The 24,465-nt window shown below is 41.3% G+C and carries 22 protein-coding genes and 1 riboswitch; of the genes, 6 read left to right on the top strand and 16 right to left on the bottom strand.

Going from position 1 to position 24,465, the window contains the following annotated elements; genetic code table 11:
• Window positions 1-63: 63 nt before the first annotated feature.
• The 5 genes from HMPREF9448_RS08475 to ppdK form a co-directional block, all read right to left on the bottom strand.
• Entirely contained in the window at window positions 64-579 is a 516-nt protein-coding gene (locus tag HMPREF9448_RS08475; RefSeq protein ID WP_008862191.1) for a threonine/serine exporter family protein, read from the bottom strand.
• Entirely contained in the window at window positions 576-1,352 is a 777-nt protein-coding gene (locus HMPREF9448_RS08470; RefSeq protein WP_008862190.1) for a threonine/serine exporter family protein, read from the bottom strand. The genes HMPREF9448_RS08475 and HMPREF9448_RS08470 overlap by 4 nt, the downstream gene beginning before the upstream one ends.
• Before the next feature lie 262 nt (window positions 1,353-1,614).
• Entirely contained in the window at window positions 1,615-2,715 is a 1,101-nt protein-coding gene (locus HMPREF9448_RS08465; protein WP_008862189.1) for a uroporphyrinogen decarboxylase/cobalamine-independent methonine synthase family protein, read from the bottom strand.
• Between the two features lie 134 nt (window positions 2,716-2,849).
• A riboswitch (cobalamin riboswitch) is annotated at window positions 2,850-3,051 on the bottom strand.
• Between the two features lie 79 nt (window positions 3,052-3,130).
• The gene (locus HMPREF9448_RS08460; protein WP_008862188.1) at window positions 3,131-4,501 is read right to left on the bottom strand and encodes an alkaline phosphatase; all 1,371 of its coding nucleotides are present in this window, start codon (window positions 4,499-4,501) and stop codon (window positions 3,131-3,133) included.
• A 189-nt stretch (window positions 4,502-4,690) separates the two neighbouring features.
• The gene (ppdK, locus tag HMPREF9448_RS08455) at window positions 4,691-7,405 is read right to left on the bottom strand and encodes a pyruvate, phosphate dikinase (protein ID WP_008862187.1); all 2,715 of its coding nucleotides are present in this window, start codon (window positions 7,403-7,405) and stop codon (window positions 4,691-4,693) included.
• Window positions 7,406-7,710: 305 nt separating this feature from the next.
• Between ppdK and rlmD the strand changes: the two genes are divergently transcribed.
• Together rlmD and HMPREF9448_RS08445 are read left to right on the top strand one after the other, a co-directional pair.
• Entirely contained in the window at window positions 7,711-9,123 is a 1,413-nt protein-coding gene (gene rlmD, locus HMPREF9448_RS08450; RefSeq protein ID WP_040296042.1) for a 23S rRNA (uracil(1939)-C(5))-methyltransferase RlmD, read from the top strand.
• Window positions 9,124-9,273: 150 nt separating this feature from the next.
• Window positions 9,274-11,250 carry a DUF2961 domain-containing protein gene (locus HMPREF9448_RS08445; protein ID WP_083855856.1) on the top strand — a complete coding sequence of 659 codons (1,977 nt, stop codon included), beginning with the start codon at window positions 9,274-9,276 and terminating at the stop codon, window positions 11,248-11,250.
• Between the two features lie 53 nt (window positions 11,251-11,303).
• Here HMPREF9448_RS08445 and HMPREF9448_RS08440 read toward each other — a convergent pair whose 3' ends face one another.
• The gene (locus HMPREF9448_RS08440; RefSeq protein ID WP_008862184.1) at window positions 11,304-12,542 is read right to left on the bottom strand and encodes an anaerobic sulfatase-maturation protein; all 1,239 of its coding nucleotides are present in this window, start codon (window positions 12,540-12,542) and stop codon (window positions 11,304-11,306) included.
• A gap of 206 nt (window positions 12,543-12,748) precedes the next feature.
• Here HMPREF9448_RS08440 and HMPREF9448_RS08435 point away from each other — a divergent pair, with 206 nt between their 5' ends.
• Both HMPREF9448_RS08435 and HMPREF9448_RS08430 read left to right on the top strand, forming a co-directional pair.
• Window positions 12,749-14,227, top strand: a complete 1,479-nt coding sequence (locus HMPREF9448_RS08435) for an arylsulfatase (RefSeq protein WP_373114751.1) — start codon at window positions 12,749-12,751, stop codon at window positions 14,225-14,227.
• A gap of 25 nt (window positions 14,228-14,252) precedes the next feature.
• A complete protein-coding gene (locus HMPREF9448_RS08430; protein WP_008862182.1) occupies window positions 14,253-14,903 on the top strand; it encodes a DedA family protein in 651 nt (216 codons plus the stop codon).
• A 61-nt stretch (window positions 14,904-14,964) separates the two neighbouring features.
• Here the strand turns inward: HMPREF9448_RS08430 and HMPREF9448_RS08425 are convergent, their stop codons facing one another.
• The 10 genes from HMPREF9448_RS08425 to HMPREF9448_RS08380 form a co-directional block, all read right to left on the bottom strand.
• The gene (locus tag HMPREF9448_RS08425; protein ID WP_008862180.1) at window positions 14,965-16,785 is read right to left on the bottom strand and encodes a M56 family metallopeptidase; all 1,821 of its coding nucleotides are present in this window, start codon (window positions 16,783-16,785) and stop codon (window positions 14,965-14,967) included.
• A 13-nt stretch (window positions 16,786-16,798) separates the two neighbouring features.
• Window positions 16,799-17,167, bottom strand: a complete 369-nt coding sequence (locus HMPREF9448_RS08420) for a BlaI/MecI/CopY family transcriptional regulator (RefSeq protein WP_008862179.1) — start codon at window positions 17,165-17,167, stop codon at window positions 16,799-16,801.
• Between the two features lie 200 nt (window positions 17,168-17,367).
• Window positions 17,368-18,804, bottom strand: a complete 1,437-nt coding sequence (locus HMPREF9448_RS08415) for an MFS transporter (RefSeq protein WP_008862178.1) — start codon at window positions 18,802-18,804, stop codon at window positions 17,368-17,370.
• A 29-nt stretch (window positions 18,805-18,833) separates the two neighbouring features.
• A complete protein-coding gene (locus HMPREF9448_RS08410; protein WP_008862177.1) occupies window positions 18,834-19,358 on the bottom strand; it encodes a hypothetical protein in 525 nt (174 codons plus the stop codon).
• A 24-nt stretch (window positions 19,359-19,382) separates the two neighbouring features.
• Complete coding sequence (locus HMPREF9448_RS08405; protein ID WP_008862176.1) at window positions 19,383-19,625, bottom strand: hypothetical protein; 243 nt, start codon at window positions 19,623-19,625, stop codon at window positions 19,383-19,385.
• A 12-nt stretch (window positions 19,626-19,637) separates the two neighbouring features.
• On the bottom strand, window positions 19,638-20,273 hold the full coding sequence (locus HMPREF9448_RS08400; RefSeq protein WP_008862175.1) for a 3'-5' exonuclease: 636 nt from the start codon (window positions 20,271-20,273) through the stop codon (window positions 19,638-19,640).
• Between the two features lie 6 nt (window positions 20,274-20,279).
• Window positions 20,280-20,921, bottom strand: a complete 642-nt coding sequence (locus HMPREF9448_RS08395; protein ID WP_008862174.1) for a DUF5063 domain-containing protein — start codon at window positions 20,919-20,921, stop codon at window positions 20,280-20,282.
• Window positions 20,921-21,511: a nicotinate (nicotinamide) nucleotide adenylyltransferase gene (gene nadD / locus HMPREF9448_RS08390; protein WP_008862173.1), complete on the bottom strand. Its 591-nt coding sequence runs from the start codon at window positions 21,509-21,511 to the stop codon at window positions 20,921-20,923. Before nadD ends, HMPREF9448_RS08395 begins: the two co-directional genes overlap by 1 nt.
• Before the next feature lie 10 nt (window positions 21,512-21,521).
• Window positions 21,522-22,094 (bottom strand): guanylate kinase, encoded by a 573-nt coding sequence (gene gmk, locus HMPREF9448_RS08385; protein WP_008862172.1) that lies wholly within the window; start codon window positions 22,092-22,094, stop codon window positions 21,522-21,524.
• Window positions 22,094-22,966, bottom strand: coding sequence for a YicC/YloC family endoribonuclease (locus HMPREF9448_RS08380; protein WP_008862171.1), 873 nt, complete (start codon window positions 22,964-22,966; stop codon window positions 22,094-22,096). The genes gmk and HMPREF9448_RS08380 overlap by 1 nt, the downstream gene beginning before the upstream one ends.
• Before the next feature lie 164 nt (window positions 22,967-23,130).
• Here HMPREF9448_RS08380 and tsaB point away from each other — a divergent pair, with 164 nt between their 5' ends.
• Together tsaB and HMPREF9448_RS08370 are read left to right on the top strand one after the other, a co-directional pair.
• The gene (gene tsaB / locus HMPREF9448_RS08375) at window positions 23,131-23,823 is read left to right on the top strand and encodes a tRNA (adenosine(37)-N6)-threonylcarbamoyltransferase complex dimerization subunit type 1 TsaB (protein ID WP_008862170.1); all 693 of its coding nucleotides are present in this window, start codon (window positions 23,131-23,133) and stop codon (window positions 23,821-23,823) included.
• Between the two features lie 22 nt (window positions 23,824-23,845).
• Window positions 23,846-24,445, top strand: coding sequence for a DUF4290 domain-containing protein (locus HMPREF9448_RS08370; protein ID WP_008862169.1), 600 nt, complete (start codon window positions 23,846-23,848; stop codon window positions 24,443-24,445).
• Window positions 24,446-24,465: the final 20 nt, after the last annotated feature.

Below are 24,465 nucleotides of genomic sequence, written 5' to 3'. Positions count from 1 at the left end.
TATAAATAAAGTACTATTTTAATAAAGTATGATATTAATATAACAAAAAAAATATGTTTCGGCTTATTTCTTGATTCGACGTGAGGCCCTCGTCATCGTGAAAGCTCGTTTGTAAAAAATGAATATAGGTATAGTTGCTCCGACAGCTAATGCGAATAAAACAGAGGCTGTCGTTATACCGTTTTTGAAAATCTCCAAAAGGTAATGGATTGCTTCGTTATCGTTATTACTGCTTTGAAGGAATTTGATAAGAGAAAATACAGTGCGATAGGCATACATTCCCGGTATCATCGGTAACAATGCCGGTATGTAGAGTACCGTGGCCGGGCAGAAGAGCTTGTAGGCAGAAAAATGGCTGAGAAGCCCGATAGAAAATGCTGCGATGAATGATGCAGAGGCTAAATCTAATCCGGCGTATTGCAGTAGTACGAATCGTATGCTGTGGCCGATAGCAGCGAGTATGGCTGTACACGGAATAACTCGACGAGGAGGATTGGATATAACCGAAAAACCGATTGCCGCTATGGCTGCACCGATGGCATCGGCGGCGACGGAACCTATGAATTGCCATTCTGTCATAATAGTTTTCCTCCCATCATCAATAATGTGATAGCCATTCCAAATGCAATACAAATAATTAGTAAAAACGCATTGATGAGTCGTGCTGTTCCTGCCAATACATGCCCCTCGATAATGTCGATAATCCCATTGATTAATGGAACACCGGGAATCAAATAGAGTACACTAGCACCGATAGCTATATCCGGTGTGTTTCCCCATTGCTGCCACATAGTTACCGAGGCTATTAAAGAAGCGACAAACGCCGATATTGTAAATATAAAGTAGTGATTGATATGGTGTTTCCCTAATACTTGTTTGAGACGAAATCCGACAAGAGTCGCAACAAAAACCGCTGCAACGGCGATCCAGTCTCCACTGAATAACCGGCAGAAAGATGCATTAGCGAATCCCACTAATACCCATACCAGCCATGCATTTAATCGAGGTTTGCTTGTAATGGCATGATATTTTTCCCATAGCTGGTCGAGAGGGAGATGGTTATCATAGGCTTCCCAACTGAGAGCGCTCAAATCGGAATTGATTTCGAAGTTTATAGCGCCGGCTTTTGCTGTGTTTACCATACTGTATACATGGGTATTTTCCTTATTCCGCAAAGTCATTATGATTGTTTTGTGAAATAAGGTCATGTGTGCTTCAAAACCGAACGATTCGGCTATACGGGCTGTATTGCGTACAATTCTCGACGTATGTACTCCCGAAGCCATGAGACATGTAGCATATTCCGAAAGGAACTGCGATACGGCTTTAAGTTCTTCGTGTATACTGTTCACCTTTGTTGTATTGACTGATTTTTCGACGTGCAAAGATAGTGAAAGGTGAGTGCAAAGGCAAGTGGAAATTGCATTTCCGACTTGATTATGCAGAACCGCATCCTATTTTCGCATACTGTACAAAGATAGTGAAAGATAAGAGCAGGATAAAACAAATATATTTGTTTTTCATGTCGAACCATACTCTATTTTCGATTCAATCGCAAATTCGTGGGGGTAGACTTTTTGCATATATAAAGGTAGAAAAACCGGGAAGCCCGTTTTATTCTCCCCAAACGGTTTTTGCAATATTTTTCATTGTCGCTATTTTGTTCCACATTTCTTGTTCTGAAATCGAACTGTTTCCCGATAAATTCCTGAAATTGCCTTGACAACTGAGATGAAGAGACTCCAATGGTAGAAGGCGTGCAGCATTTTCGATATGATGAGTGATAGTGCTGGTAGATATCGGTTGGCTACTTGAAGTCGATACAAGTCCTAATATAACGTCTTTGCTTTGACAATGTTTCAAGATGGAAAAGTCTATATTTTCATTTTCCCTATTACCGAAGTCGAAAGCTATGGCATTCGCTTGCGTAGAGAGTAGTACTTCTGCTATTTTCTCTCGATCTCGGGTATTCCACCATTTCTCGTCGAATTGTAAGGATATGCACATATCGTCGGGCTTGTCGTTTAAGCAGAGTTCGGTCAAACGAGCAAGCACGGTGGACAGAGATGCGAGGTCGGTATTATTTGCTTCGGATATTTGTTGAATATCGCAGCCTCCCGTTAAGTTCCAAGTATAGTCGCTGAATTGTAGGAATCGGCATCCCATATTGTAAAATTCTCTAATTACTTTTTGGTAGGTCTGTGCAATATCATGGGAGAGCACTTCGATGTCGGGATAATATCTTCCTGTATTAAGACGGTTCTCAGGACGGATTAATTCAGCTAATAAAGTCATTGGGGACGGTAGTAGAGCTTTTGCATACATGTCGCCTCCGATAATTCCTGTCAAATAGGTAAAGTGCTCTGTGACAGGTGGCGTCGATAAAAAATGATTGTCGAAGTCTATTTTCCCGCATATAACGGATTTATCATTTTCTTCTGACGTATCGTTTGGTTCTGTTTCGTGCTTGGAAATGTTTTGAAGATGATGAAAAAAATCCGTATATCCGTTTGATCTATAATCTCCATCGGTAACGCATTTTAAACCTATCTGTTTACATGTGTCGACAATGTGTTGGATTTCTTTATTTTCGATTTCCAGTAATTGTGCTGCATTTAGAAGTCCTTCTTGAACTTGTTTGCGTGCTTCGATTAATTGCGGTGAATAAACAAAATTCCCAGTTATATCCACACTGTAAGGAATCATTCTTCTCATAACTGCATCATTTTACATATATATAAACTACGTTATAGAAAAGCGTGTTTCTATAACATGGTGTATTTTTTTGCTTTCGCAAAAAATTTCTATCGGAAAAGTATTCGCTTTATCTCCTAATCCACGAAGAGATAAATTTTATTATGTAACCGGCAGGTCTTCTGACTTGTTCTATTTTAGACGCCTTCCCAATCACATTGGATTAGTGGCATTGTAGTTGTTTGTCTAAAATCTATCGAACTACACAGCAGCGGGTCTGTCCGGGATTTACACCCGATTCCCTTTTCATTGCTTTATCGAACGCGATAAAAGCAAACCGATTACAAGGGACAAAGTTATTTCCTTTATTTTATTTTACAATGTTTTTTCTAAAAAATCTTATATATAGATAGGCTTTCTTTTCTTAGTCTTTGTATTATTCGTAGCCGGCAATTCGGGCTATTAGCAAGGGTACATCGGTATTGTCGAGTTTCCCTTGAAAGTTTTCTGCTCCTAAACCGATCGCATAGAGCGGGACATAACCAGCTGTGTGAGAACTGCAAGACCATGTGATTTCGGCTATTTCGTTGAGAATCGTTTTGGCGGCTTCGGCTATCGGTTCATTGTTTTCATATAGAGATTTTATTAAGTCCCCTTGTTGGTTGTGTATAGTTTCTTCGTAAATTTTTTTAAGATGTGCTTCTTGTTCGGGGGATAAGTCGAGCTTGCTCCAAAAGCCAAAGGCATGGGATAGGGCCTTTTGTATGGTTTCCCATGAAATTTCGGTGTTTTGTTTACGCAGATTTTCTATTTCTTTTGTAAACGCTATTCCACTCATCGTTTGATATTGGAGTGCTTGCAGGTTGAGTGAGTAATTTCCGTTGCCTAATACTACGCCTCCGGTTTCATGGTCGGCTGTAACGATAATGAGGGTTTCATCGGGATACTTTCTATAAAAATCATAAGCCAATTTTACCGATTCTTCCAAATCTTTTATTTCTCTGAAATTGGTAGCTCCGTCACGGGAGTGTCCTGCCCAATCTATTTTGGAGCCCTCTATCATTAAAAAGAAACCATTTCCTTTTTGTTGCAGAAAGTCTATTGCACATCGGGTGAGATCGGCTAAACAAATATCTCCCGGTTTACGGTCTATGGCGTAAGGGAAGTCTTTTTGGGGAAATAAAATCATTTTGGAGGCTACCTGGGATTGGCGATTGTATTCTTGTATGCCGAGAGCCAATGTATAGTTGGCTTTTGGAATCATATCGTATAGAGATTTTTTTCCTTCTGGTGACGGTTGTGTAAATTTATCTCCTGCATAGAAATCAAATCCGGCGGCGAGCATATCGACTCCTATTTCGTAACGGTTATTACGGTTTATTTGGTGAGCGAAAAAAGCGGCGGGAGTGGCATCGTCTATTTCTCCGCTGGTAATAATTCCAACAGGTATGTTTTTCTTTTGTGCTGCCACCGCTATACTATATATAGGTAGACTGTCTGCATCCACACCGATCGTATTGTTGTTGGTCTTTTCACCGCAGGCCAATGCCGTACCAGCTGCTGCCGAGTCTGTTACTCCTCGATTGGCAGAGTATGTGCTTACAAAAGTCGTATAAGGGAATTTCGAAAACAATAGCGGTAAGGGTCCTGTCTTACTGGTCAGTTCCCCGTAAAACATTTCAGTACCGTTAACTTGATTTATGCCCATTCCATCGCCGATGATATAGAATACATATTTGGGCCGAGTGGCTTGTGTTGATAAGACGGAAAGGATTAAAAGGCTAATAAAGAGTAGTGTTTTTTTCATCGTGTTTGTATTTCGATCCGTTTTACTTGATGAAACAAAGGTACTTAAAAACAGGAGAACTGAACTTCTCTCGGTATGAATTTTTGATTACAGTGTTTTTATTATCGTATGAAAGGGTCGATATTGAGGGGATATAAAAAAGGCTAACAGATAATGTTAGCCTTTTTTATAGAGTTATCAAAGTACTTTTTAATCTTCGATAGCAGCCTGGGCGGCAGCCACACGTGCGATGGGTACACGGTAAGGACTGCAAGATACGTAGTTCATACCGAGTTTGGCACAGAATTTCACAGATGAAGGTTCACCACCATGCTCACCGCAAATACCGACTTTGAGCGACGGTTTGGTGGAACGGCCTTTTTCCACGCCCATGCGTACGAGTTGCCCTACACCTTTTTGGTCGAGAACTTCGAACGGATCGGTTTTGAGGATACCTTTTTCTTTGTAAATCTTTAAGAATTTACCGGCATCATCACGAGAATAGCCGAACGTCATTTGAGTCAAGTCGTTCGTGCCGAATGAGAAGAAGTCGGCAACTTCGGCAATTTGATCAGCTGTAACGGCTGCACGGGGAACCTCGATCATCGTACCTACTTTGTAGGCAACCGTGTCGCCGCGTTCTTCGAATACTTGTGCAGCGGTACGGTGAATAACTTCGGCTTGCATTCTCAATTCTTCTACAACACCTACAAGGGGAACCATGATTTCGGGGTGAACGTCGATACCTTTTGCTTTTACGTTCAAAGCAGCTTCGATGATGGCTCGGGCCTGCATTTCGGTTATTTCGGGATAGGTACAACCTAACCGGCAACCGCGATGACCCAACATGGGGTTAAATTCTTCCAAAGCATCGCAAGCTAATTTTACTTCGTCGATGCTCATACCCATCTCTTCTGCCAATTCTTTTTGAGTGGCCAATTGATGCGGTACGAATTCGTGTAGAGGAGGATCGAGCAGACGAATGGTTACACCCAGACCGTCCATAGCTTCGAATATTCCTTCGAAGTCGCTGCGTTGCATAGGCAACAGCTTGTCGAGTGCGTGGCGACGTCCCTCTTCGTCTTTCGACAGAATCATTTCGCGCATGGCTTTGATACGGTCGCCTTCGAAGAACATGTGTTCTGTACGGCATAATCCGATACCTTTTGCTCCGAATTTGCGGGCTACCGCTGCATCGCGCGGAGTATCTGCGTTGGTGCGTACGTCTACTCGGGTATATTTTTCAGCCAAATTCATAATGGCTGCGAAATCCCCGCTCATATCAGCGTCTACGGTAGGAACTTGTCCGTCATAAACATCTCCGGTGGAACCATTCAAAGAGATCCAATCGCCTTCTTTGTAGACTTTTCCACCCATTTCTACCGTACGGGCTTTATAATCGACTTTTATTTCACCGGCTCCCGATACACAGCATTTACCCATACCACGGGCAACTACGGCTGCGTGGGAAGTCATACCGCCACGAGCAGTAAGGATTCCTTGCGCCACGCTCATGCCTCGCAAATCTTCGGGAGAGGTTTCGATACGTACCATGATTACTTTTTTTCGTTTTTCGGCCCACGCCTCTGCGTCGTCGGCGAAGAACACGATTTGCCCGGTTGCTGCCCCCGGCGAGGCAGGAAGTCCTTTGGCTACGACTTTAACGCGTTTGATGGCATCCTTGTCGAATACGGGGTGCAATAGTTCATCGAGTTTTTGAGCCTCCATGCGTTTCAAGGCTGTTTTTTCGTCGATAATTCCTGCGCGGAGCATATCCATAGCAATTTTTACCATAGCGGCTCCGGTGCGCTTTCCGTTACGAGTTTGCAATAACCACAATTTGCCATCTTGAATGGTAAATTCGAGGTCTTGCATATCTTTGAAGTAGTCTTCGAGTTTTTGTTGAGTTTCGATAAGTGCTTTTGCACATTCGGGCATGGCCTCTTCGAGAGAAGGATATTTGGTTGCACGTTCTTCTTCCGATATACCTTGCAATGCAGCCCAGCGGCGAGATCCTTCGAGTGTGATTTGTTGGGGGGTGCGTACACCGGCAACTACGTCTTCTCCTTGTGCATTGATGAGGTACTCTCCGTTAAAGATATCTTCGCCGGTAGCAGCGTCACGAGTGAATGCTACACCGGTAGCCGAGGTATTTCCCATATTGCCGAATACCATAGCTTGCACGTTTACGGCAGTACCCCATTCTTCGGGAATCTGGTTCATACGACGGTAGAGAATGGCGCGTTCGTTCATCCAGCTGTCGAATACGGCACAGATAGCACCCCATAATTGTTCCCAGGGAGAAGCGGGAAAATCTTTTCCCGTATTTTCTTTAACGGCGGCTTTAAAGAGTTTTACTAATTCTTTGAGGTCTTCTACTTGGAGTTCGGTATCACTCTTTATACCTTTGGCCTCTTTGACTTTGTCCATCACTTCTTCGAATGGATCGATGTCTTCTTTCGTTTTAGGCTTCATACCCAGTACGACATCGCCGTACATCTGTACGAATCGGCGATAGGAATCCCATGCAAACCGCGCATTTCCCGATTTTTTAGCAATGGCTTCTACGGCGTCGTCGTTCATACCTAAGTTCAATACTGTGTCCATCATACCGGGCATGGAAACACGAGCTCCCGAACGAACCGATACCAATAGCGGATTCGAGGCATCTCCGAATTTCGTGCCCGTGAGGCTTTCGATATGAGCGATAGCCTTTTCTACATCGCCTTTGATTTCTTTTACAACAGCTTCCTTCCCTTGCTGAGTGTATGTGGTACAAACTTCGGTAGTGATTGTGAATCCGGGGGGAACAGGAACTCCAATTAAGTTCATTTCCGCCAAGTTGGCTCCTTTACCGCCCAGCAGGTTTTTCATGTCGGCACGGCCTTCTGCTTTACCGTTGCCAAAAGTATAAACTCTTTTCATAAATAAATAAGTATATGATATTTTGTATAAATATTGTTTCCTTTATTCGACTTTGTGACCCATTCGGAAAATCTTGTATAGAAACAATACGCAAAAATAAAGGATTCGTGCAAACCACAAAAATATTTTGCTACAAATTTTAACGCTGTGCACTATTTATTTGCTTTACCTGTCTCTTTCGTGAAAAATACTTATCTTTGCCGAATGTGGAACCTGTGGTTTTCTGCATAATTGCATAGCCGAATTTATTTAGATGTTCGGTTCGTATTGTTTTGTTTGGCTTTGTAACTTATTAATTTTTTGTTTTGGCACGAAAAAAGAAAGAGCTACCCTTGTTGGAGCAGGTAGAAATAACCGGAGTAGCAGCCGAAGGCAAGGCTTTGGCACGAGTGAACGATTTGGTAGTATTCGTCCCTTTTGCAGCACCGGGAGATATAGTGGATTTGCAATTGATACGTAAGAAGCATAATTATGCCGAGGCACGTATCGTGAAATTTCACGCTTATTCTTCTTTGCGGGTAAATCCTTTTTGCGAGCATTTCGGTGTTTGCGGCGGGTGTAAATGGCAACATGTGGCTTATGACTATCAGTTACAATTTAAACGGCAGCAAGTGGAAGACAATCTTACCCGCATAGGTAAAATCCCTTTGCCGGAAATTTTACCTACAAAAGGTTCGACCAAGCAACAATATTATAGAAACAAGCTCGAATTTTCATTTTCCAATAAGTCGTGGTTGACTTATGAACAGTTGCAGACGGAACAGGAATTCGACTGTCGTAATGCGTTGGGATTTCATATACCCGGTATGTTCGACAAAGTCCTCGACATAAAAAAGTGTTGGTTGCAGGACGATATATCCAATCGCATTCGACTCTCGATAAGACAATATGCTATCGATAATCATTATCCGTTTTTCGATTTGAGGGAGCAGACAGGATTCATGCGGAATATTATTATCCGGACCTCTTCGACAGGAGAGGTTATGCTCATAGTCGTATTTTTCGAACCCGATATGGTGCGTATCGAACGAATGATGCAACATATAGCGGATACGTTCCCCGAGATTACGTCTTTGCTTTATATTGTCAATCAAAAACGAAACGACACGATTGCCGATCAGGAAGTTTGTGTGTTCCGGGGAAGAGATTATATTTGGGAAAGTATGGAAGGATTACGATTCAAGATAGGACCGAAGTCTTTCTATCAAACCAATTCCGAACAGGCTTATGAGTTATATAAGGTTGCCAGAGAGTTCGCCGGATTGACGGGAACCGAGTTGGTTTATGATCTATATACTGGCACGGGTACTATTGCCAATTTTGTGGCAAGACAATCCCGTAAGGTGGTAGGTATCGAGTATGTTCCCGAAGCGATAGAAGATGCCAAAGAAAACGCCCGTATAAACGGGTTGGATAATACTTTGTTTTATGCTGGCGATATGAAGGACATTCTTACCGAGGATTTTATAGAGGAGCATGGTCGTCCAGAAGTCATCATTACCGATCCGCCTCGTGCCGGCATGCATGACGATGTGATTAAGACTATATTGTTCGCTTCTCCTGAACGTATCGTTTATGTAAGTTGTAATCCCGCCACTCAGGCGCGCGATTTATCTTTGTTAGATGCAAAATACAAGGTCGAGCGGGTACAGCCGGTCGATATGTTTCCTCATACTCACCATGTAGAAAATGTAGTATTGTTAGTGAGGAAAGAATAAAATCTAAAATTTCGAGAAAGTGTAGGCCGGGTATATCGATACCCGGCCTTTTTTGTGGATAAAAGTATAAGGAATAGATAATAAAGTATTTGTCTTGATTTGAGAGACAGAGGTATTTTTGTACATCGAAAATATCTTAAAATTTTATCCATGAAAAGAAAAGCTTTTATAAGATTACTTGCAGTGACTGCTTTATTCCCATTTTCCGTGACTGGAAATGCATACTCCGAAACTGTTTCTTCAAAATCGTATGGATTATCTCGCATGACCGATGTGGCTCGATTTCCAGTATTGGATCGGGAAATGAAAGTGAAGTACGAGGGCAGTATCGATAAGAAAGGTGGTAATGCCGATTGGGATTGGAGCTTGTATCAAGATAAGAAAAGAGAGTGGGTAATATTCGATGTGGCGGGAGCCGGCTGTATTTATAATATGGTACAACATCGTTATCTGAGTTCGGAAGAACCCGTATTTCGATTTTACTTTGATGGTGAGGAGACCCCTCGTTTTACTATTCGTTTGTCGGAGTTCGGAGAGAAATATCCTTTTACCGAACCACAAGCATCGTGTTACATCGGTCCTTTGGATAATGGACGAGGCCCTATCCGGGTAGTTCGCAGTTTTGTTCCTATGCCGTTTCGTAATGGCTGCCGAATCACTTCGAGCGTTAAACTCGAAGGACCTCACCGGGATAAAGGGCAAGGTGGCTGGGGACATGTCGTGTATCACAGTTATCCCACTGCGCAAGGGATAGAGACTTTTACTGGAAAGGAGGATTATAGTTCTTTGGTTCGTCAGTGGAAACAAACGGGAGTCGATCCGAAGATTGGTAAGGATAGAATGTTTCGTATGTCGGAAAAGAAATTAGCACCCGGGGAGTCATTGTCTATAATAGATGTGCATGAGGGGGGTGTCATCAATTCGTTGAAACTTTACATGGCCGGTATGAATCCCGATAGATTGCAAGATGTATGGATACGTGTGAAGTGGGATAATCACGAAGGGGAAGATGTTCTGTGTCCTATCGGTTGTTTTTTCGGTAATTCCTTAGGATATAATAATACCCGGTATTTATTAATGGGAGCGACGACAGACGGTTGGTTTTATAATTATTTCCCTATGCCGTTTTGGGAACGAGCCCATGTAATGTTGGAGAATAGGAGCGGAGAGACCGTTACTTTGGGCTTTGTTGAAGTAGGAGTAGGGGAGAATAGCTATGATAGAGAGTATAGCGGTTACTTTCGTTCTTCTGACTATTATACTCGTAAACATACACCGGGGGCGGATAGCCCCATCGCGTCGATAAAAGGAACCGGGAAAATGGTTGCCGCTCATGTGACTTGTTATGGGGAACGTCCTCATATTATTACTTGTGAAGGAGATGTAAGAATACATATAGATGGGATTAAGACGCCGCAGGTTGAGAGCGATGGTTCGGAAAGTTATATTTGCTACGGGTGGGGATTCCCGACTCCGGCCGAGTGCAATCCGTCGGGCGGTTATGACGGGTTGAGCGATAATCCCTGGTCGATGACACGATTGTGTTTAGGCGATAGCTATCCATTTTATTCGCAATTGGATTTTAATATAGAGTCTGGTGAGAGCAATAACCAGTATCTCGAACATTTGGGTATTGTTTTTTATTATGGGCAGGATAAAGTTTCCTTAGTTAAGACCGATAGCATAGATATGGCCTCGAAGAAGTCGTTGAAACGACATAAATATAAAGTAGAAGGAGATGTGTCTGTGGAGATGCTGACTTCTTGTTTCGAAGGTGATGCCGATGATGTGGAAGTTACGGCTATGGTTCATAAATTTACCGGAGAGAGTTCGTTTCGTGTAAAAGTATTACCGAATAATCATGGAGTAAGATTGCGTCGATGCAGCGATCAGGAGCTTCCCAGACAGTGTGCGAGAGTTTGGGTCGATGGACAGGATGCCGGCGTGTGGTATTTGGCGGACAGTAATCCGTACAAGCGTTGGATTGAAGATGAGTTTGAAATACCGGAATCTCTTACTCGCGACAAATCGGTTTTGAATATACGCATTGTTCCAGAATCTCGCGAAGAGGGCTGCCCTGTGAGTTGGAACGAATCGGCCTATGAAGTATTCTGTTATATGGAATAATTTTATTGAAAGAGAGAAAAAGGCTTTATACCGATTCGGTATAAAGCCTTTTTCTATTTGTCGGGGATATTTTGTTTCACCCATTGCATGACATTGGCTGGTGGGCGTTGATTATCCAATTCGTGTTTCATGAAGTCCATATAAGGAGCTGCGTGTTTAAAGAATCGGTGATAACCAGCGCACAAATAATTTAATCCCGGTTCTCCGGTGGCCGTTTTTACAAACCTGTTTTTGGGGCACTCTCCGTGGCAGGCAAATAGAAAATCACACTCTTTACATTGTTGGGGCAGAGCATTGCGCTTGTTTTGACCGAAAGCAATTTGTCGGGGACTATTCATCATTTCGATTAAAGATTGGGTGTATATGTTTCCCAATTTATACTCAGGAAATACAAAATGGTCGCAACTGTACACATCTCCATTAAATTCCATAACTCCGGCATGACCGCAAGTTTCGGCCATAGAGCATATTCCGGGTGTTACACCGGCCCAATTGGCAAGAGTGGCATCGAATAATTGTATGTAGTATTCTCCTACATCATTTCGAACCCATTCGTCGAATATCGTACAAAGAAAGTTGCCCCATTGCTCCGGAGAGACGGAGAAGTCTGTTACTCCGTCTATTGATTCTTCATCGGGAGAGGCTAATATGCGCCCGTCTTCATGTTGCCGAATACGTTCGACAATGGGTGTGAATTGTATATATTTACAGCTGATGTCCTTGAAAAAATGGTAGAAATCTAAGGGATAGTCCCCATTAAAGTCGTTAACTACTGCCATAGCATTCCATTCGATGCCATGTTTATTAAGCAGATTTATACCTCGCATGACATTTACGAATGAGGGCCTTCCCTGTTTGGTCAATCGGTATTCGTCGTGAAATTCTTGTGGCCCGTCTATACTGATACCGACCAGCCAGTTATTTTCTTTGAAAAAACGACACCAGCTGTCTGTTAGTAATGTTCCGTTGGTTTGGATGCTGTTATCGATAATTCGACCTTTTCCGTATTGAGCTTGAAGTCGTACTACTTTTTGGTAGAAATCCAACGGTCTCATTAGGGTTTCTCCACCATGCCATGTGAATAAAATATGGTCGTTTGCCTGACTTTCGATATATTCTTTGATAAATTTCTCTAATAGGCTTTCGCTCATGATGTGCTTGGGAGAGTCCCGATAGAGTTTTGCTTTTTCGGTATAGTAGCAATATGTGCAGGCCAGATTGCAAATTGCCCCCACCGGCTTGGTCATGATATATAATATTCGGTCGAAAGGTGTGTAAAGAGATTGGTTCATGATTGTATCAAAGATAGATTTAGTAAGCGGTTCAAAATTAGTAAAAATAGGGAATACAATAATTCGGTACTCGAATTATTTTTAAGTTTTATGTTTTAGGAATCGAATCTTTCGTCTTATATTTGAACCGAAAAAGAATAAGATATTATAAATTTTCGAGGTAATTATCAATGAAATATAGCCGGTTATTATTTGTTGGAGGCGGAATGTTGGCCTCTGTTTTCGCTGCATTTTCGGCAAAGAAAAGTGATAAGCCCAATATCGTTTTTATTTTATGTGACGATATGGGTTATGGAGATTTAGGGTGTTATGGGCAGAAATATATCGAGACTCCGAATATAGATCGTATGGCTTCGGAGGGTATGAGATTTACTCAGGCTTATTCGGGTAGCCCTGTTAGCGCTCCTTCCCGGGCTTGTATAATGACCGGACAGCACACCGGACACGGAGAAGTACGAGGAAATAAAGAGTATTGGCGAGATAGTGGCGAGGTGCGTTATGGAGTTAATACCGACTATGCCATCGTAGGCCAACACCCTTATGATCCCAATCGTGTTATTCTTCCTGAAATTATGAAAGAAAACGGTTATACGACGGGAATGTTTGGTAAATGGGCCGGGGGATATGAAGGCTCTGTTTCTACTCCGGACAAGCGTGGTATCGATGAGTTCTTTGGATATATCTGTCAATTTCAGGCTCACTTGTATTATCCCAACTTTTTGAATCGGTATAGTTCCCTGTTGGGCGACACTGCGACTATTCGTGTGACGCTCGAAGAGAATATCAAATATCCCATGTGGGGGGCCGGTTATGCTTTACGGCCTCAATATTCGGCCGATCTTATTCACGAAGCTGCAATCGATTGGTTGGATCGTCAGTCGGGAGACAAACCTTTCTTCGGTTTTTTCACTTACACATTACCTCATGCCGAATTGGTACAGCCGGAAGATTCTCTTCTAAATTACTATCGAGAACGGTTGGGGGAAACCGGTGTGTTTAATGGCAGTTATGGTGGGCGCTATAATCCCGTGACTCATACCCATGCACAGTTTGCGGCAATGATTGCTCGATTAGATAATTATGTAGGTGAGATTTTGAAAAAATTGAAAGAGAAAGGGCTTGATGAGAATACTATCGTTATTTTTTCATCGGATAACGGCCCTCACGAAGAAGGGGGAGCCGACCCCGGATTTTTTGGACGAGATGGGAAACTGAAAGGAATTAAGCGTTCTTGCCATGAGGGAGGTATACGTATTCCTTTTATCGTTCGTTGGCCCGGTCATGTCCCAGTAGCTGTCAATGACCACCAGTTGGCGTTTTATGATATATTGCCTACTTTCTGCGACTTGATAGGGGTGAATCATATCGAGCGATATGGAGAGAATAGGAAAGACTATTTCGATGGACTTTCATTCAAACCTACCTTGCTGGGTAAAGACAAACATCAAAAGAATCATGAGTTTCTTTATTGGGAGTTTTGCGAGACCGATCAAATTGCAGTTCGGCAAGGCGATTGGAAGTTATTTGTTGAGAAGGGTAAATGTCATTTGTATAATTTGGTCGATGATATTCATGAAGATTGTGATTTGGCAGCCCGATATCCCGATCGTGTAGAAGATATGAAGCGTATCGTGTTTGAACAGCATGTAGAAAATCCTTATTTCAAAGTGACCATGCCCCAATGAAGTTAATGTATTTATATATGGATTTATGGAATTTTTGATTGACTTTATTTTGCATATAGACAAGCATCTGATTGAGATAGTACAGGATTATCATACTTGGGCCTATGCTATATTGTTTATGATTATTTTTTGTGAGACGGGTTTGGTTGTCACACCCTTTTTACCGGGAGATTCTTTACTTTTTGTTGCTGGGGCTATTACGGCGTTGCCCGGAATTCCCTTAGAAATAAATGTTTTGGTACTTATTTTGTTTGTCGCTGCGGTATTGGGAGATTCTTGTAATTATGCAATAGGCCATTTTTTCGGTAAGAAGCTATTCAGTAACCCCAATTCAAAGATTTTCAAACAAAGCCATTTAGAGAAAACCCATGCTTTCTTTGAAAAATATGGAGGGAAAACTATAATTATAGCTCGGTTTGTCCCTATCGTTCGTACTTTTGCTCCTTTTGTGGGTGGTATGGGGAAAATGCACTATTATTATTTCATGATGTATAATCTAATCGGAGGAGCTTTTTGGGTAGCGATTTTTTGTTATGCGGGCTATTTCTTCGGTGATTTGCCTTTTGTTCAGAAAAATTTAAAACTTCTGATTGTCGCGATTATATTTGTATCTTTGTTACCTGCCGTAATAGAGTTTGTACGGGCAAAAATGAAATTCAGAAAAGTAGACCAATAAAACAAAAAGGCTGTTTTCTATTTTGAAAACAGCCTTTTTTGCATTCAGTCGTCGAGTCATATTATTTTTTCAAGGTAATCCATATAATGCAATCTTTGTCGGTCGCTCCATATTCTTCCTTCGATTTTTCATCTTTCAGGACTGTTATACTTTGTATATTATTGGGGTCTATATTTTTTAGTTCTGTTTCCGAAATCTTTTTTCCGTCTACGATGCAAAGTGTATTTTTCATGATATCCTCAGAGGTATCTTTCTTGGTAATCGTTATGGTTTTTATCGGATCTGTCGAAGTTGCAGCGTTTCCTTTGGTTTGTATGATAAGGGCTCCATTTTCACCATCTTTTCCATAACTTTTGATCGCTTCCTCTCCTTTGAGGACAGTTATCGATTTTATTTTGTCGGCATCGAGGTTTTTGAATTTGTCTTTGGAAATTTTTTTACCGTCTAAAATATATATAGGATCGTAAAAGACTCTGGTATTGTTGTTTTCATCGACTATGACCGAACCATTTTTTTGGACATCTACATTTATATTGCTAATTTTTCCTTTCGTATCGATTTTCTGTCTATTGTTTTCTACACTGTCTTTTGTCGTAATGGTTATGCTGTTGATTTTTCCTTTCGTGCCGATCGAAGTGTTCGGCTCGGTTTTGTTTCCGACTATGATAATTTTCGAACTGTTATTCTTTTCGCTGCTTTCGCCGAGGTATATTTTCAGATTTTGCCTGTCTTTGTCATTGCAACTGATTTCGGCCGAGCCTAAACCGACATAAGAGATGAGCAAAGTTTTTCCTATGGGTGTTTTTAAGGAGAAGTTTCCGTTTAGATCGGTTACTGTTCCTGTATTGCTGCCTTTGACCAAGACGGTGGCTCCGACGATAGGTTCGTTGGTTTCTATGTCTAAAACACACCCGGATATTTCTATCTCTTTATTCTTTATGGTTGCGGTGTTTTCGGAACTACCGATCATAGCTGTCAAGTTACTCAAATCGACCGAGGATACTTTGTTTAATTCATCGGAGATTTCGGGGTGGGCGAATACCGAAACGGTACATAATGCGACCGGTATGACGTAGAGATACTTCAAGGTCGCTTTGCGGTTTGATTTCTTTTTTAACATCATGGTAATTCTTTTGTTAAGTTTATTGTGATTAAAGTGATTGGTTATGTAATAAAACTTGGAACCGACCGATCGTTTTATTAGCAGTAATTGGTATTGTTTGGCATCGATGCCTTGTTCCAGAACGTAATTATCGGCTTCGTATTCATGTACGGTTTGCAGCTCTCGTTTCAGTAACCAAGCGGCCGGATTGAACCATTGTAATCCTATACAGAGATCGGCAGCCAGTAAATCCCATGAATGATGTTTGCGAATGTGTGCAGATTCGTGTAGGAGTATTTCTCGGCGATGGTTTTGGAGGTCGGCTTCTGAAATGACTATTTTCCCGAACCAACTGAAAGGAGCAATGGATTGGGAGATAACGACAAGAGAAAGTCCGTCGCTGTCGGTATATTTTTTCCCGCTCCGAATCAGTCGCAGAAGTTTTATAATTGTGCAGACATATCTGGTGATAAAGTATAAAATCCCGATGAGATAGATACTTAGTACCGCGATAATACCTATCGGAATTTTACTTTGTGATTCGTTTTCGATATAAGATATTGCCGGCAGCCTGTCGAGTATAGTAGTGTTTGAATACGTTTCGGGAACAGCCGTATGAACCGGATATAGCGGAAGAATAAACGATAGAGGTATCAATAGTAGCAATGCTGTTCTATTGTAGCGGTAAAATGTTTCCTTACTTAGCAATATACTGTAAAACAGATACAGAATGGCTAGATAAACAGAGGCTTTTAATATATAAACAAAGAATGCGCCCATTGGTGGTGATTGGTTATTGTTCTGCGTTTCCTTTTTCTACTTTTTCGATAAGCTCTTTCAATTCTTTCAATGAAATATCTTCTTCCTCGATCAAAGAGGAAACGACTCCCAAATAGGAGCTGTTGAAGTATTTACGTATGACTTGTCGCAAGGTCCGTTTTTTGAACGATTCTTCGCTTACAACAGCAAAATATTGATAGGTTTTACCATATGCTTTGTGTGACACATAGCCTTTTTCTTCGAGTCCTCTTACGATGGTCGATAACGTATTGAAGTGAGGTTTGGGTTCGTCATAAAAATCCAACAGTTCTTTCACGAATAATGGCCCTTTATGCCAGAAATAATTCATGATTTCCTCTTCTTTCGATGTAAGTCCTTTCATATTTTTTCTATTTATGATACAAATAAACTAAATGTTTTAGTTTCTCAACTAATTATTGCAGTTAATAAAACTAAATAAAATAGTTTATTAACTACTGTTCGTAGTTTGATTGGGAAGAAAAGAAAAATCGGCAATAGATGTTTATACTCTATTGCCGATTATATTGGACTAATAACTAATGTATTATTCTTTTTCTTTTATTATTTTTGAATATTGGGAAGTTCGAGCCCGTATCCACGTTTCTTGTCCTCAACTTTTAACCATAACCCGAAGAGAAGAGCCAACACACCTAAACTTGCAAATATAAGCATAGGGGTTGTATAGTTGTATTGTAACGGATCGGTTATGCCGGGATTCGAGATTCTCAATGCTGCACCTATAATCATGGGGAATGCATATAATCCTATGTTTTGAATCCAGAAAATAACGGCGTACGCCGAACCTAATAGTTTGTTGTCTACAAGTTTGGGGACGGACGGCCATAAAGAAGCTGGAACCAATGAAAAAGAGATTCCCAATAATATGATAGATAAATAGGCAACGATAACTGCTGCGGTAGTACCTTTCAGGGCAGGCAACACCAAAGCGAATACCAAATGGCAGGCAATCATCAGCAGTGCACCGAAGATGAGCATAGTAGCTCCTTTACCACGATGGTCGAGAAAATTTCCTAAAATGGGAGTAATAGCCGCCGCGCCCAATGGGAATACGAAAAATACCCAGCCGGCTTGTTCGGCCGTGTATCCTAAATTACATTGCAGCATATTGATTGCATATTTTTGGAATGGGAAAATAGCCGAGTAGTAGAGTACGCAAAGAAGAGCCACTAACCAGAATACTTTGCTCGAAAAAATGAGTTTGAGATCTTTCAATTTGAAAGGATCGTCTTTTTCCTCACCGCTTTCGCCCATCTGTCGTTCGAGTTTTTTATCCATGAAGGCATAAGTGATAAAACAGATGAGTCCGATTGCCAGTAATATCACTGCTACGAGAACAGGACGAGATACATCGATAGGAGAGATTTTATTGGCCAAGATCGGAGAGCCTAAGACGACTACGGCGACTCCCACACGGGCAATAGCCATTTCTACCCCCATGGCGAGTGCCATTTCTTTCCCTTTGAACCATTTGACAATTCCGCGGGAAACTGTAATTCCTGCCATTTCTACGCCACAACCGAAGAACATGAAACCGATAGCCGACATTTTCGCCGATGCGGGCATGCCTTCGTAAAACGGGGTGATGTTCCACCATTCCAAAGGCAAATTCATAAATCGGTTCATGAGAGATTCAGCTCCGCTACCGATAAATGCATTGCTGACAGCGAAATAGTTGATGGATGCCCCTGCGAGCATAACGGCCCCGGAAAGAATAGCCGTGAAGCGAACACCCATTTTATCGAGAATGATACCCGCAAAAATTAAAAAGAATACGAATACATTCAGGAATGTTTCAGAACCGGCATAGTGTCCATAGGCATCGGGAGACCACCCTCTTGATGTTTGCAAAAGTTCTTGTAAAGGCGATAGTATATCCATAAAAATATACCCGAAAAACATGGCACTTGCCAGTAGAATAAGGGCCGTCCATCGTATAGCCGGGACGTCCTTCATCAATTGGTTCATTTTTTCAGTCATTGTGTTTATGTGTTTTATATATTAACTTCTTAGAAATAGACAGAAAATCCCATTTTTATTCCGTACTGGTTGAATTTATCGGTAAAACTATGCTTCCAATATACGGCCGGATCCAGAGATATGTTTTGGCTTACGAAAATCGCATATCCCAGCTCGGCTCCGATATATAGGTAATCTCGGCATTGAGAGTCGCTCCCTTTGGGTTTATACCACGCATGGGTGTATCCTGCGTTTACGCCGAGAAACAGAGTCGTGAGCGTATAATATCTAATGCTTCCCACTATATCGATGCTATTGTCTTTGTACTCTTTATTCCATGCGAAGTCACCGCCGATCCCGACAAGAATAGCCAAATTATTGGCAATGAAATTACCTGCTTCGACTTTTAGGCCGAGGTCGAACGTTTCTTTGCCCGTATCTTCCGTGTGGGTACTGCCTAAATTAAAGCCGCTTAATTGAGGGTTGATGATCCATGTGTTTTTTAGGATTTGAGCCGAACCGGTGTTCGAAAACAACCATATAACTAAAAAGGTTAATAGTACTTTCTTTGTCATAGTCCGATGAATTTTATTTATGGTTTATGATATATTGTCGTTTCGTAGGGTTCTTCGTTCAGAGGCATCTTGCTTTTTCCTTCGCTCTTCTCTGATTTTTTCTCTACGTTTCATAGCCCATCTGAGTATGAAAATGACGAGTAAAGTAACACCGATAATACTAAAATATTCCCAGTAATTTCCGCTCAAAAGCATACCTCTGCCGAAGTAGGCCATCACGGCTAAATAAATAACCAAGAGCAATGCTATAATGTCGTATCGTTTCATAATATTGTAGTTTTATAAAGACGAGGGTTGAATTTTATATATGGGAGATTTGAATTTTCCAGATTTCAAAACTTCGTATATTTTTATGCAACTCCAAGCATCGGTCGCTGCATAAAGTTGTTGATTTTCGGTAAGATGATCGGCTTCCCAGTTGGATAATCGTTGCCCTTTGGAAATTTTTTTCCCGATAACTATACCATAGATTTTTTGTAGACTTTGATCTTCGATGTTGTATTTCTTCACGAATTTTTGTAATTCTATAAAATTTCTCGGTATAAATTGTCCGCTGTTTAGTCGACTCAACATGCAGAAGTCATCTTTGAGCGATATTCCCACTTTCAAGAGGGATTCGTTTTCGAGCAGATTCTTAATTGCAGGTGTAAATCCTATGCGATTTATACGAAACAGATAACACGTATCGTGGGTCGATAATTGGATAAGTGCTACATGATTGCTTTTCCCTTTTTTGAAAGTTGGCCGAGTCTCTGTATCGAATCCGATAATTTTTTCGTTATTTAGTTGGAGTACTGCATTATCGGCAGCTCTTTCATTATCGATTACGATTATTTTCCCCGGAAATGTTTCTATGGGTAAAGTCGCAATGATTTCTTTACTGATTTTTATTTTATTGGGTGTATCGTTCTCCATAATTTTTTAATCCAAATCATCGTTCAACTTGTCGAGAATATCTCCGTTCTCTTGTTGATGACCGAATATATCGGTGTAATTATCGGAGTGAGAATGATGGTGTCCACAGTCGCAATTGTCGTCACATTCATCATCATCGTTATCCAGAGTGTATCTTATGTTGTGTAATGCTCGGAGCACGTTAACTAGTTGTTGCCCCCAGTATGTAACGAAATTTTCGAAACAAATGTAAAGAGCTTCGAGCATTTGGGGCTCATTTCCCATGCGATATACCGAAATGAAATCTTTCAAGTCTTGATAAATATCGGCAAGAGCCTCCGAAACATTGGCTATTATCGGGGTTTCACTGTATTTCATATCGTTTTGAAATACTTCCAGATAACTGTCGTCTTCCCCCAATAGACTTTCTATGTTTTCCCGAATGCTCTCGTACATACTCTCTGTGACGAATTTTTCGGAGAATCCATCTTCTTCGGGTTCTTCCGGTGTTAATAGTGTTGCTTTCAGATATAGCAATGGTAGTATTTTTGTGATTTTATCGAGAAATCCTTCTTTCTCCAATTCCGGAACACGTTCGATAAAAGCACAATATTCGGCACTGACCGTTACAAATTCGATGATATTTTTTGAATAAATACGTTCGTCCATTAGTCTTTATTTTTATAAAGTCCGTGATTTATGATATAATCATATACCGGTCGAGGTATAAAATAGTTCATATTTTTCCCTTCTGAAATTCCCTGTCGTATTTGGGTCGATGAAATTTCTATGATAGGAGCATGACACAATTTTACGTTTGCAGGCAGCGACCTTTCGTCTATGTCGTAACCCCGGCGCGGATAGATATAAATGGGATACTCTTCGATAATTTTATTGTAGTCTTTCCATCTGTTGAATGAAAGCCAGTTGTCTGCACCGATAATCAAAGTAAATATTCTTTCGGGATGCTTCTTTCTGAGGGCTTCGAGTGTTTGAATCGTATAGGAGGGGCGGGGCAGGGTAAATTCTATATCGGTCGTCCGAATCTTAGAATTGCCGTTCACGGCCATATTTAACATTTCGATTCGTTGTCTATCATTATTCGAGGACAATTTTTCTCGTAGAGGATTTTGAGGAGACACAGACAGCCATATTTCGTCGAATCCTTCATATTCGCACAAGTAGTTCGCTAATATGAGGTGGCCGGTATGAACCGGATTGAACGTCCCGGAGAAAAAGGCTGTCTTTATCGGTTGCATGTTTTACTTATCATTTATCGAGAAATTGTCTTATTGAACGGTATGCCTCTTCTTGGGCTTTTTCCAAAATATCGTTCACTATGATTTTATCGAATTTTGGTGCGAACGACAATTCGTATTCAGCTTTCGCTATCCGATGAGCTATAACTTCCGGGGTATCTGTCGCTCTGTTTTTCAATCGTTGTTCCAACGCTTGTATGCTGGGTGGCTGGATAAACAAAGCGAGAGCTTGGTTTCCGTAATATTTTTTTATGTTGAGTCCGCCGACAACGTCGACATCGAAAATAACATTTTTCCCCGAGTCGAGAATCCGTTCCACTTCGCTTTTCAAAGTGCCGTAGAACTTCCCGGCATAGACTTCTTCATATTCCAGAAATTCGTCGTTCGCTATACGTTCGCGAAATTCATCGGGTGTGATGAAATAATATTCGACGCCGTTTTTCTCAGTCCCTCTCGGAGCACGACTGGTGGCGGAGATAGAGAATGACAGGTTCAAATCGCGATTCAATAACGATTGTATGATGGTGGATTTACCCGAACCGGAGGGGGCCGAAAAGATGATGAGTTTACCTCTTTGTTCCATTACATTACATTTAGTACTTGCTCTTTGATTTGTTCCAACTCGTCTTTCATACGCACGACAATGCGTTGCATCTCGGCATGGTTCGATTTGGACCCGAGTGTGTTGATTTCACGTCCCATTTCCTGACTGATAAATCCGAGTTTCTTGCCTTGCCCCTTGCCCGATTGCAGGGTTTCGAGGAAATATTTCAAGTGATTGTCGAGTCTATGTTTTTCTTCATTGATGTCGAGTTTCTCGATGTAGAAAATCATCTCTTGTTCAAATCTGTTTTTGTCGTAATCGAAATTGTCGATTTTGTTCAAAGCGTCGATTATCCGACCTTTTATCTTTTCGATGCGCTCTTTTTCGTAAGGTTCTACCTCTTGTAACAAATGAGCTATGTTGGCGATTTTCTCTTCAAAAAGGTGTTGCAACATGGCTCCTTCCTGAATCCTGAATTCTTCCAATTGAGAGATGGCTTGGTCGACTGCTTTTCTCAATGCGTTGAGTTCTACTTCGTCTATTTCCTGACTTTCGGAACTCATGACATCGGGCAGACGTAACAAGATGGAGAACCAGTCGTCGGGCATCGCAATACTTAATTTGACCGAGGCTTCTTTGACTTGTTGGAAATAACCTTCCAAAACCGGAATATTTATTTGGGCAGAAGCCTCCTTGCCGATAGCTTCGCTGTATACGAAGAAGTCTACTTTCCCACGTTCCAGACGTTTGGCTATTTCGGATCGAATTTCCATCTCCATTTCCCTGTATTGCTGAGGAATACGGGTCGATAAATCGAGTTGTTTACTATTTAAGGATTTTATTTCAACAGTTATTTTTTTATGCGGTAATTCCACTACGGCTTTACCAAAACCGGTCATCGATTGTATCATAAGTCTGTAAATGTTTTTGCAAATTTAATCTTAATTCCGATGAGAAAGCAATAAATTGAAAAAAAAGAGCTAATTTTGTACACTCGTTAACGTTGATTATATCGTTGGTTTATCGCCTTTCCGACCGGGTATCGGGAGATAAATCATACTTTACGGATTGAATTATGCCGAATATTATACATATAGAGACTTCTACGTCTGTTTGTTCCGCCGCCTTGTCTTCCGATGGTGCCGTTCAATGCCATTTCGAGAATTTCGAGGGGCCTTCGCATGCTTCGTTGTTAGGAGTATATGTAGAACAGATCATGGATTTTTCGAGAGATAAAGGAGTCAAGGTGGATGCGGTTGCCGTGAGTAGCGGTCCCGGTTCCTATACGGGATTGCGTATCGGTGTTTCGGAAGCCAAAGGTCTTTGTTTCGGATTGAAAGTTCCTCTCATCTCAGTTCCTACGCTCGAACTTTTGGCTTGTACGACCATGTTTAGAAACTATTTTGAGGAAGATGTGTTATATTGTCCTATGATCGATGCCCGTCGCATGGAGGTCTATTCGGCTGTTTACGATAATGCGTTGAATGATGTCGTTCCTGTCGGTGCGTATGTAATCGATGAGCATACTTTCTCGGACTTGTTGGACAATCGTCGGATCGTATTTTCGGGAAACGGCTCGACAAAATGTAAAGATGCGATTAAACATCGCAATGCCATATTTGTAGAAGGAATAGTTCCTTTGGCTACCGATATGTTGGCATTGGCCGAGCGAGCTTTCCGTAACGGGCAATTTGAAGACGTGGCTTATTTCGAACCTTTTTATCTGAAAGAGTTTATAGCCACGACTCCTAAAAATAAAATATTATAAAAGTTATATCAATAGAAATTATATGCAATATACTTCGGAATTGAAAAGACTCGTGTTGCCCGAATATGGCCGCAATGTGCAGCAGATGGTAGATCACTGCATGACCATAGAGGACAAAGCGGAACGTACCCGTTGTGCCAATACGATTATAAATATCATGGGGAATCTGTTTCCTCATTTACGGGATATCGAGGACTTTAAGCACAAATTGTGGGATCATTTGGCAATTATGTCCGATTTCAAGTTGGATATCGATTATCCGTATGAAATCATCAAAAAAGAAAATCTTCATACCGTGCCCGAGTCGGTTCCTTATCAGGCTTCTCCCATAAAGTATCGTCATTATGGGAAAATTATGGAAGAGATGTTGAAAAAGGCGGAGTCGATGCCCGATGGACCCGAAAGGAGTGCATTGGTTTCCATGCTGGCGAATCATATGAAAAAGTTGTTTTATCAATGGAATAAGGATTCGGTGGAAGATGAGAAGATTTTGAAAGATTTGCGGGAGTATACACATGGTGTGATCGATCTCGATGCATCCACATATCATTTGAGAGATGTGAGGGAACCGGCCGTGCAGCAGCGTAAATCAAAAAATAATTCGAAAAAAGCGGGTAAATAACCGCTTTTTTTGTATCTTTC

This window comes from Barnesiella intestinihominis YIT 11860 (assembly GCF_000296465.1).
GTDB lineage: Bacteria > Bacteroidota > Bacteroidia > Bacteroidales > Barnesiellaceae > Barnesiella > Barnesiella intestinihominis.
The sequence above is the reverse complement of the archived record's forward strand: the minus strand, read 5'-3'. Positions and strand labels throughout refer to the sequence as shown.

What these genes read in the sequence shown, in the direction of transcription:
- HMPREF9448_RS08475 (WP_008862191.1), bottom strand. Translation starts at nt 579, where the DNA reads ATGACAGAATGGCAATTCATAGGTTCCGTCGCCGCCGATGCCATCGGT.
- HMPREF9448_RS08465 (WP_008862189.1), bottom strand. Translation starts at nt 2,715, where the DNA reads ATGAGAAGAATGATTCCTTACAGTGTGGATATAACTGGGAATTTTGTT.
- HMPREF9448_RS08460 (WP_008862188.1), bottom strand. Translation starts at nt 4,501, where the DNA reads ATGAAAAAAACACTACTCTTTATTAGCCTTTTAATCCTTTCCGTCTTA.
- ppdK (WP_008862187.1), bottom strand. Translation starts at nt 7,405, where the DNA reads ATGAAAAGAGTTTATACTTTTGGCAACGGTAAAGCAGAAGGCCGTGCC.
- HMPREF9448_RS08445 (WP_083855856.1), top strand. Translation starts at nt 9,274, where the DNA reads ATGAAAAGAAAAGCTTTTATAAGATTACTTGCAGTGACTGCTTTATTC.
- HMPREF9448_RS08440 (WP_008862184.1), bottom strand. Translation starts at nt 12,542, where the DNA reads ATGAACCAATCTCTTTACACACCTTTCGACCGAATATTATATATCATG.
- HMPREF9448_RS08435 (WP_373114751.1), top strand. Translation starts at nt 12,749, where the DNA reads ATGTTGGCCTCTGTTTTCGCTGCATTTTCGGCAAAGAAAAGTGATAAG.
- HMPREF9448_RS08430 (WP_008862182.1), top strand. Translation starts at nt 14,253, where the DNA reads ATGGAATTTTTGATTGACTTTATTTTGCATATAGACAAGCATCTGATT.
- HMPREF9448_RS08425 (WP_008862180.1), bottom strand. Translation starts at nt 16,785, where the DNA reads ATGGGCGCATTCTTTGTTTATATATTAAAAGCCTCTGTTTATCTAGCC.
- HMPREF9448_RS08420 (WP_008862179.1), bottom strand. Translation starts at nt 17,167, where the DNA reads ATGAAAGGACTTACATCGAAAGAAGAGGAAATCATGAATTATTTCTGG.
- HMPREF9448_RS08415 (WP_008862178.1), bottom strand. Translation starts at nt 18,804, where the DNA reads ATGACTGAAAAAATGAACCAATTGATGAAGGACGTCCCGGCTATACGA.
- HMPREF9448_RS08410 (WP_008862177.1), bottom strand. Translation starts at nt 19,358, where the DNA reads ATGACAAAGAAAGTACTATTAACCTTTTTAGTTATATGGTTGTTTTCG.
- HMPREF9448_RS08405 (WP_008862176.1), bottom strand. Translation starts at nt 19,625, where the DNA reads ATGAAACGATACGACATTATAGCATTGCTCTTGGTTATTTATTTAGCC.
- HMPREF9448_RS08400 (WP_008862175.1), bottom strand. Translation starts at nt 20,273, where the DNA reads ATGGAGAACGATACACCCAATAAAATAAAAATCAGTAAAGAAATCATT.
- HMPREF9448_RS08395 (WP_008862174.1), bottom strand. Translation starts at nt 20,921, where the DNA reads ATGGACGAACGTATTTATTCAAAAAATATCATCGAATTTGTAACGGTC.
- nadD (WP_008862173.1), bottom strand. Translation starts at nt 21,511, where the DNA reads ATGCAACCGATAAAGACAGCCTTTTTCTCCGGGACGTTCAATCCGGTT.
- gmk (WP_008862172.1), bottom strand. Translation starts at nt 22,094, where the DNA reads ATGGAACAAAGAGGTAAACTCATCATCTTTTCGGCCCCCTCCGGTTCG.
- HMPREF9448_RS08380 (WP_008862171.1), bottom strand. Translation starts at nt 22,966, where the DNA reads ATGATACAATCGATGACCGGTTTTGGTAAAGCCGTAGTGGAATTACCG.
- tsaB (WP_008862170.1), top strand. Translation starts at nt 23,131, where the DNA reads ATGCCGAATATTATACATATAGAGACTTCTACGTCTGTTTGTTCCGCC.
- HMPREF9448_RS08370 (WP_008862169.1), top strand. Translation starts at nt 23,846, where the DNA reads ATGCAATATACTTCGGAATTGAAAAGACTCGTGTTGCCCGAATATGGC.